This is a genomic window from Clostridium sp. CCUG 7971 (assembly GCF_017590215.1).
Taxonomy (GTDB): Bacteria; Bacillota; Clostridia; order Peptostreptococcales; family Peptostreptococcaceae; genus Faecalimicrobium.
Window position 1 is genome coordinate 1 of the sequence record NZ_JAFFPK010000181.1, and the last position, 7683, is coordinate 7683.

Consider the following 7683-nt stretch of genomic DNA (forward strand, 5'->3'; position numbering starts at 1 on the left):
AAACACAAAATTATGTACCAAAAGTTATGAAATACTACAAAAGATAAGATATATTTTAGAAAATAAAAAAATAGATGCAATAAAGCATCTATTTTTTTATATTTAACATATGTAATAACCTTGTTTTTAATCCAGAAAAATCATTTTGAGATAGAGAAACCTCCACATCACCTACTATAACAGATGATTTATTTAACCTACGAACTTGTTTTAGGTTGATTAAATTTTTATTGCTACATCTATAAAAAATATAAGAATCTAGAGATTCTGTTAACTTATCAATATTAGAATCTATAGTAAAAGTATCATTTTGAGTATATACTAAAGAGTTATTTTTATGAGACTCAATAAGCAATATTGATTTAGAAGGTATATCGCCTAATATATTATTTTCGTTTAACTCATTTACACACTGTAAAAGCTCATCATTAAAAGCTTCCTCATTTATAGGATTTATTACATATTTAAAATCTTTTAGAGGGAAACCATTAATCATAAAATCGATAATCTCAGGAATAAATATTATCTTGATACTACTATATAAACTTGTTATTTTTTGGTTAATTTCAGTAGCTATTGTTTTATTTTTTAAAGTCACACTGACTAATAAAATATCTATATTTCGTGGTTTATTATTTAGTAAATCATCAATAGAATTAAAATTAGAAAGTTTATATTTGAATTTGTTAAATGAAGTGAATTTGAGCAAAAGTCCATTTAAATTATTTCTTTCATTAATATTATTACAACATACACATACATCAAACATTAAAAATCTCCTTTCAAAATAATTAATTGAAGCTGATTTTATAATAAATAAAACAAGCTTCTAAATATAAGATATTAGATAAGAACCATTTATATACCTCTTAAATAATTATTGAAAATTAACTCAAGAAATATTCAAAACAACCGTAAAAATATATAATATAGAATATTAAATAATATTACAGAGGTTAAATATGAAAGTAGGAAATATAGGATTAAACCCTAGCATCAATATAGAAAGTAAAAATAACAAAAGTAAGTTAGATTTTAGTGATAGTTTTAATCAAACAAGTAAGTCAAAAACAAAGGAAGAATTGGAATTATATATAAAAGAAATAAAGAACACTGGAAATAGATTAGCGGTAACTCAAAATTACACAGATGTAGTAAAATATAAGAAGGTTATAAAAAGCTACCTAAAATCTATAGTAGACTACGTATATGAATTAAATAAAAAAGATAGTTTTTGGGATGCAAATTACTTTACGACAGTAAATACAGTAAATGAGAAGTTAGAAGAAATAACAAAAGAACTATTATACGATCAAAAGAGCAATATAGATGTAGCATCTAAGGTAGATGAGATAAATGGATTACTAATAGATATATATATGTAAGGAGGAATGAATATGGATACTTTAAAAAAATATGATAATGTATATGAGGTTGAATTTGAACAACTAGAAGAAGGTGAAAAAAAATCAATAAGTGCAATGAATGAAATTATGAATGCACAATTAGATATAACAGTATCAATAGGAGAAACAAAAGAAAAGTTAGAAAAAATAGCTGAATTAGGTGTAGGTGATGTAATCATATTAGATAAACACCTTGAAGAACCGTTAGATATAAGTATAAATGGAAGAGTGGTAGCAAGTGGTGAAAGTATAATATTAGATAATAAATTAGCAATAAGATTATCTACTATAAAAATGGAAGATGATGAAAATTAAAATATTTGTAATTTATTAATACTAAGGAGGGATTCTATGAAAATAGGTTCGATAAACCAAAGAGTTATTGAAAATATATATAAATCTAATAAGGTTGAAGAAAAAGCTATAAAAAATGAGAAAATAGATACTATACAAATATCTGATTTAGGCAAATATTTGAGTGAAGTTAATAATAAAAAAGAAGAAATAAATATTGAAAAGGTTAATGAATTAAAAAAGAAAATAGATAATGGAACTTATAGAATAGATTCTAAGGATATAGCAAAGAAAATAATTGAGCATATGAGAGGTGAAAAGTAGTTGAGTCCAGAGTTAAAAATAGTTATATATGAAGAAAAAAATATATTAAAAAAACTCTTAGATTTACTAGATGAGCAATATGAATTATTAATAAATAAAGACGTAATTAAGCTTGATAAAATAGCTACAGAAATAGATTTAGTAGCAAAAGAGCTTGCAACGTTGGAAATTAAGAGAAGAAATATTGTAGGCAGTGAAACTAGTATGGCAAAACTTACAGAAGATTGTAATGATGAAAATATAATTAAGGCATATGAAGATATAAAACATTATCTTCATATGCTAGAAGTACAAAAAGAAGCAAATAACAATCTTATAAAACAGAAATTATTATTTACAAAAAAAATGATAAATTTTATTAAGCCAAGTAAAGGGATTGGTACATATAATTCACTTGGGCAAGTAGGAAAATAAATTAAAATGGAGGGAAAGTTATGTCAGGTTTATTTGGGACTTTACAGTCATCAAGAACAGGTATGAGTGCGAGTCAAGTTGCTATACAAACAACTTCGCACAATTTAAATAATATGAATACTCCAGGGTATTCAAGACAAAGAGTAGAACAAAGCGCTAGAAGTGCATATAGTTATCCAGGGTACAATAGTAGCTTAGGAGCAGGTCAATTAGGAACTGGTGTAGAGGTTACAGATATTTCTAGAGCTAAAAATGCATTCTATGATTTTCAATATAGAAGCGAAAGTCATACATATGGTAGCTTAAAAGTTAAATATGAAAGTTATACAAATATGGAAACCATATTTAATGAGCCATCAGATACATCGATTTCTGCATCTATGAATAATTTCTTTACTAGTTGGCAGGAATTAGCTAAAAGCCCGAAAGATAATGGTGCAAAAGATATAGTAACACAAAATAGTAAATATTTAGCTGAAAAAATAAGCCAAATAACTAATAAATTAGAAAACTTAGGAGAACAAACACAAGTAAACTTAGACAATAGGGTAAAAGATATAAACTTTGCAATTAATCAATTAAGAAATCTTAACAAAGAGATTAAAATAGTTGAAGGTAGTGGGAAAAGCCCTAATGATTTGCTAGATGAAAGAGATAGGATACTAGATGATCTTAGTTTTAAGATAAATATGCAAGACGATGAAGTAAAAAAAATGATTGATGATAAAATATCAAAGGGCGGAGACGTTACGATAGATGAATTAAAAAAAATAGCAAATGTTTCAGGAGAAATTAAAGGTTCTCTAGAAATGATAGAAAAAATAGATAAATACAAAACTGAAGTAAATACATTAGCTGAAAATATAGCAACAGCAGTAAATGATACTTTAAGAATTAATCTATTTGAGTATGATGGTACTAAAAGTCCAGTTTTAAAAGTAGCTGATGGAATAATAGATGGAACTGTTGACTTAGATGTAACATCAGATAAAGCACAAGAAATGTATAGATTAAAAAATAAAAAAATCAGTATCAAGGGAGAAGACGTAACTATAAATAACTTTTATAATAGCGTAATACAAAGTTTGGGAAATGAATCTCAAGAAGTGATAAGAAATGAAAAAAATCAAAGTAAAATATTAAAAGAAGTAAACAAAACAAGACTAAATGAGTCAGGTGTTGCATTAGATGAAGAAATGACTAATTTAATACAATTTCACCATGCATACAACGCAAGTGCTAAAGTAGTATCGACGATAGACTCTTTATTAGACGTTGTAATAAATGGATTAAAAAGGTAACTTAGGAGGTAATTATGAGAATAACAAATTCATCAATGCTTGCAAGTCATATGTATGACGTACAAGAAAGTTTACAAAGAATGGATAAATTAAGTAAGCAGCTTGATACAGGTAAGCAAGTAAATAGAGTATCGGATGATCCTCACAAAGCTATAAAAATAATGAATTTAAATAACGAAATAAAATATACAGAAAAATACAACTATAATATAGATGAAATTGTAGGATGGATGAATAATACAGACTCATCATTAGAAGAAGTTGGAAGAGCTCTTAATGATATTAAAGAATCTATTTTAAAAGTTGGTAATGGTGCATATACTGAAGAAGAATTTAAGGCTATAAATGCAGATGTAAATGTAAAAATTAGAGAATTAGGAGAAACATTAAATTCAAGTTATGCAGGAAGACATATGTTTGGAGGAAGTAATGTTGATGAAGCTCCAGTAAATATAATAGAAAATGCAGATGGAACGGTAACATTAGAATTAAATTCAAAGGCGAATTCAGACGACTTAAAAGCTGATATATCAGATGGTATAAATATAGATTATAACGTATCTGCTAAAGAGATATTTGATACAGGAAGGGGAGGAAAAGATTACCTTTCTGCAATAAATGATGTATCTAAATTGCTAAATGATATAGCAAACGGTAAGGATGTTGAAGTAAATAAAGAAAAATTGACAAGTGATGTAAAAGTTAAAATAGATTCATTTTTTAACAATACACTAGATAATAGAACTAAACTTGGTGTTAGAGTAAGTACAGCTGAAAATATAAAAGATCTTAATAATGAACATATATTAAATATGAAAGGTGTATTATCATTAGATCAGGATGTTAATCATGTTGAAAAATTTACTGAATTAAAATCAGCAGAATTGGTTTATAATGCATCTATTCAAGCTGGATTAAAATTAATACAGCCAAGTATACTTGATTACCTAAGATAATTAGGAGGAATATATGGAAATATTATTTGATAAAGGAATTCCAGGTCTTGAAGAATATAAAGTTTTTACAATAAATGAAATTGAAGAAAATACTAAATTTAAAATTATAAATTCAAAAGAAGATATTAATATAGGTTTTATAGCTATATCACCTTTTGAAGTTAAAAGTGACTATGAAATAAATTTAAATCATGACGTAGTAAATGAGTTGGAAATAGAAAATCCTAATGACGTATTAATATTAAATTTAATAACTTTAAACAAAACATTAGAACAAAGTACAGTTAATTTAAAAGCTCCTTTAGTAATAAACATTAAAAATAATAAAGGAAAGCAATTAATATTGCAAGATGATAAATATAGCATAAAAGAACCTTTAACAGGGAGTGAAAAGAATGTTAGTAGTTACTAGGAAAAAAGGAGAATCTATATTAATAGGAGATGATATAGAAATTAAGTTAGTAAAAATAGAAGATGGAAGCGTTAAAATAGCTATAGATGCTCCCAAGGATAAGGTTATACTTAGAAAAGAAATATATGAAAATGTTAAAAAAGAAAATTCAGAAGCTATAACCAATACAAATGAAATTTTAAATTTATTTAAGTAAGTGAGTGAGGGAGAAAGTTATGTATGCAGCAAATCCATATAATATATATAAACAGAATTCAGTAAACACAGCGTCACAAGAACAATTATTACTTATGTTAGTAGATGGAGCTGTTAAATATACAAAAATAGCTAAGCTTGCAATATCAGAAAAGAATATGCAAAAAGCACATGATGAGCTAGTTAGAGTTCAAGATATATTTTTAGAGCTTATGGTAACTATGGATAAAGATGCAGGAAGTTACATGAACGATTTATATAATGTGTATGAATTTATAAAAAGTGAACTTGCTAAAGCTAATATAAAAAAAGATGCACAGATAATAGATAACGTACTTCCTTTAATTGAAGAAGTAAGAGATATGTGGCATGAGGCATATAAAGCAATAAAGAAAAGTAAGTAGGGAGGGGATTTTATGTCAAGTGTAAATAGTTTGAGATTAACAGGTCTTGCAACTGGTATGGATACAGAAACCATGATAAAAGAAATGCTTGCAGGAGAACAAAAAAAGGTAGATACAGCTAAGCAAAAAGAACAAACTATAAAATGGCAACAAGAAATATATAGAGAGGTTATAAAAGATGTTAAAGATATTAATGAGAAATACTTTTCAGTATCGTCAAAGAATTCTTTAACAACTAGTAGTGCGTGGAACACACTATCTTTAACTAGTTCTGATTCTACTGTCTTAACGGCTAAAGGTAATGCAGGTGCTAATAAGATTGATTATAAGTTTAATATTGAAAAATTAGCTGAAGCTCCTAAAGCTACATCATCACAAGCTTCTAATGGAAAAATGATTAAAAAAGATAGTAAGCTATCTGAATTGGGACTAGCATCAGAAACTAAATTTAAAGTAAATGTAGGGAAAGATTCTAACTCAAAAACTATAACTATAGGGCCTGATGATACTATAGATTCTCTAGTAAGTAAGATAAATAATAGTATGAGTGGAGATGTTAGAGCTTCATTTAGTGAAATGACTGGTGAATTTACTATTGAATCAGCTAAAGAAGGTAAAGATAGTGAACTAAAAATATTAAATGAAGATGGAAGTATATCTAATTCTCTAGACTTTTTAGGATTAAAGACAAAATCATATGAACTTGAATCTGATGGAAGTTTCAAGTTAGATGGGAGTGGAAAGCCTAAACTTACTGAAATTGAATTTAAAGGTACAGCTGTAGGTAGTAACTCTATAATTCAAGTATCTTCAAAGGACGGGTCATTTACAAAAACTCTAAATGAAAAATCAAATGCATTTACAATAGATGGAGTTACATATAACGTACATTCAACAGGTAGTACCGACATTACATCTAAACAAGATGTTCAACCGGTAGTAGAAAATATGAAATCATTTGTTGAAGAATATAATAAACTAATGGACAAGGTATACAAACTTGTAATGGAGAAAAAGTCAGCAGACTATAAACCTTTAACAGAAGCTCAAAAAGAAGATATGAGTGAAAAAGAAATAGAAAAATGGGAAAAGAAAGCTAAAGAAGGCATACTTAGAAATGACTCTGAAATGAGAAAGTTTATGTCAGATATGCAAAAGTCTATATTTGGAGATAAAATGGGAGTCTTAAGTGAGATGGGCTTAACTAGCCATGAAGACTATACAAAAAGAGGACAGATCACATTAAATGAATCTAAATTTACAAAAGCTTTAGAAACTAATGCTACTAGAGTATATGAAGTATTTGCTAAAGACAGTTCGAGTGTATTAGAAAATATGAAAAATACTATGAATAAGTATGTAGGAGGTTCATCATCTATATTTGCAAAAAAAGCAGGGCTAGAGAAAACAGCATCTGCAGTAAGAAACTTTTATTCTGATCAATTAAAAAAACAAGCAGAAAATATAAAAAATATTACAAGAAAAATGGATGCAAAAGAAAATGCACTGTATAAAAAGTTTGCAAAATTAGAATCAAGTATTAATAAACTTAATGCGCAAATGAATTATCTTTCACAAATGTAGGTTTGGTAAAATATATGATAGAAATTGTAAAGCTATATGAAAAAATATCTTTAGAAATAATTGAATGTATAAATAAATCTGAATTAGATAAAGTAGATAGTCTTTTAAATAAAAGACAAGAAATATTAGAAAGTGAAATTAATAAATCAGAATTAAAAAAAATACTAATTGATAAAAAAATATTAGATATAGATAAAAAAATATATAATTTATTAAGTGAAAATATAGATAAAGTTAAAGAAGAAATTAAAGAACATAAAGTGTCTAAACAGGCAAATAACAACTATTCATATTTTAATAAAGAAAAATTAAATATTTTTAATAAAAAAGTATAAAGTTTTATTAAAATATATCGATATATTATATTGTAAGTGATACTTAGCTAAGTATTTT

General features: G+C 26.3%; 12 protein-coding genes. 11 read left to right on the plus strand and 1 reads right to left on the minus strand.

What is annotated here, in order from left to right; all coding sequences use genetic code 11:
- Positions 1-88: 88 nt before the first annotated feature.
- Positions 89-769 (minus strand): LytTR family DNA-binding domain-containing protein, encoded by a 681-nt coding sequence (locus JWF52_RS18030; RefSeq protein WP_208334866.1) that lies wholly within the window; start codon positions 767-769, stop codon positions 89-91.
- Positions 770-962: 193 nt separating this feature from the next.
- On the opposite strand from JWF52_RS18030, the gene JWF52_RS18035 reads away from it, so the two are divergent.
- From JWF52_RS18035 to JWF52_RS18085, 11 genes are read left to right on the plus strand one after another with little or no spacing between them, the layout of a single operon-like run.
- Complete coding sequence (locus JWF52_RS18035) at positions 963-1385, plus strand: YaaR family protein (RefSeq protein WP_208334867.1); 423 nt, start codon at positions 963-965, stop codon at positions 1383-1385.
- 12 nt (positions 1386-1397) lie between these two features.
- The gene (locus JWF52_RS18040) at positions 1398-1721 is read left to right on the plus strand and encodes a FliM/FliN family flagellar motor switch protein (protein WP_208334868.1); all 324 of its coding nucleotides are present in this window, start codon (positions 1398-1400) and stop codon (positions 1719-1721) included.
- 36 nt (positions 1722-1757) lie between these two features.
- A complete protein-coding gene (flgM, locus tag JWF52_RS18045) occupies positions 1758-2024 on the plus strand; it encodes a flagellar biosynthesis anti-sigma factor FlgM (protein ID WP_208334869.1) in 267 nt (88 codons plus the stop codon).
- Positions 2025-2438 (plus strand): flagellar protein FlgN, encoded by a 414-nt coding sequence (locus JWF52_RS18050; RefSeq protein WP_208334870.1) that lies wholly within the window; start codon positions 2025-2027, stop codon positions 2436-2438.
- 20 nt (positions 2439-2458) lie between these two features.
- A complete protein-coding gene (gene flgK / locus JWF52_RS18055; protein WP_208334871.1) occupies positions 2459-3739 on the plus strand; it encodes a flagellar hook-associated protein FlgK in 1281 nt (426 codons plus the stop codon).
- 14 nt (positions 3740-3753) lie between these two features.
- The gene (locus JWF52_RS19520; protein WP_286184268.1) at positions 3754-4695 is read left to right on the plus strand and encodes a flagellin N-terminal helical domain-containing protein; all 942 of its coding nucleotides are present in this window, start codon (positions 3754-3756) and stop codon (positions 4693-4695) included.
- A 13-nt stretch (positions 4696-4708) separates the two neighbouring features.
- Positions 4709-5107 (plus strand): flagellar assembly protein FliW, encoded by a 399-nt coding sequence (fliW, locus tag JWF52_RS18065; protein ID WP_286184269.1) that lies wholly within the window; start codon positions 4709-4711, stop codon positions 5105-5107.
- Entirely contained in the window at positions 5091-5303 is a 213-nt protein-coding gene (csrA, locus tag JWF52_RS18070) for a carbon storage regulator CsrA (RefSeq protein WP_208334872.1), read from the plus strand. Before fliW ends, csrA begins: the two co-directional genes overlap by 17 nt.
- Positions 5304-5322: 19 nt before the next feature.
- Positions 5323-5706 carry a flagellar export chaperone FliS gene (fliS, locus tag JWF52_RS18075; RefSeq protein WP_208334873.1) on the plus strand — a complete coding sequence of 128 codons (384 nt, stop codon included), beginning with the start codon at positions 5323-5325 and terminating at the stop codon, positions 5704-5706.
- 12 nt (positions 5707-5718) lie between these two features.
- Positions 5719-7290 carry a flagellar filament capping protein FliD gene (gene fliD / locus JWF52_RS18080; RefSeq protein WP_208334874.1) on the plus strand — a complete coding sequence of 524 codons (1572 nt, stop codon included), beginning with the start codon at positions 5719-5721 and terminating at the stop codon, positions 7288-7290.
- 14 nt (positions 7291-7304) lie between these two features.
- Positions 7305-7625, plus strand: a complete 321-nt coding sequence (locus tag JWF52_RS18085) for a flagellar protein FliT (RefSeq protein WP_208334875.1) — start codon at positions 7305-7307, stop codon at positions 7623-7625.
- Positions 7626-7683 lie beyond the last annotated feature (58 nt).

Bases quoted from the DNA above. Each gene is read 5' to 3' on its own strand.
- JWF52_RS18030 (WP_208334866.1), bottom strand. From the start codon at position 769: ATGTTTGATGTATGTGTATGTTGTAATAATATTAATGAAAGAAATAAT.
- JWF52_RS18035 (WP_208334867.1), top strand. From the start codon at position 963: ATGAAAGTAGGAAATATAGGATTAAACCCTAGCATCAATATAGAAAGT.
- JWF52_RS18040 (WP_208334868.1), top strand. From the start codon at position 1,398: ATGGATACTTTAAAAAAATATGATAATGTATATGAGGTTGAATTTGAA.
- flgM (WP_208334869.1), top strand. From the start codon at position 1,758: ATGAAAATAGGTTCGATAAACCAAAGAGTTATTGAAAATATATATAAA.
- flgK (WP_208334871.1), top strand. From the start codon at position 2,459: ATGTCAGGTTTATTTGGGACTTTACAGTCATCAAGAACAGGTATGAGT.
- JWF52_RS19520 (WP_286184268.1), top strand. From the start codon at position 3,754: ATGAGAATAACAAATTCATCAATGCTTGCAAGTCATATGTATGACGTA.
- fliW (WP_286184269.1), top strand. From the start codon at position 4,709: ATGGAAATATTATTTGATAAAGGAATTCCAGGTCTTGAAGAATATAAA.
- csrA (WP_208334872.1), top strand. From the start codon at position 5,091: ATGTTAGTAGTTACTAGGAAAAAAGGAGAATCTATATTAATAGGAGAT.
- fliS (WP_208334873.1), top strand. From the start codon at position 5,323: ATGTATGCAGCAAATCCATATAATATATATAAACAGAATTCAGTAAAC.
- fliD (WP_208334874.1), top strand. From the start codon at position 5,719: ATGTCAAGTGTAAATAGTTTGAGATTAACAGGTCTTGCAACTGGTATG.
- JWF52_RS18085 (WP_208334875.1), top strand. From the start codon at position 7,305: ATGATAGAAATTGTAAAGCTATATGAAAAAATATCTTTAGAAATAATT.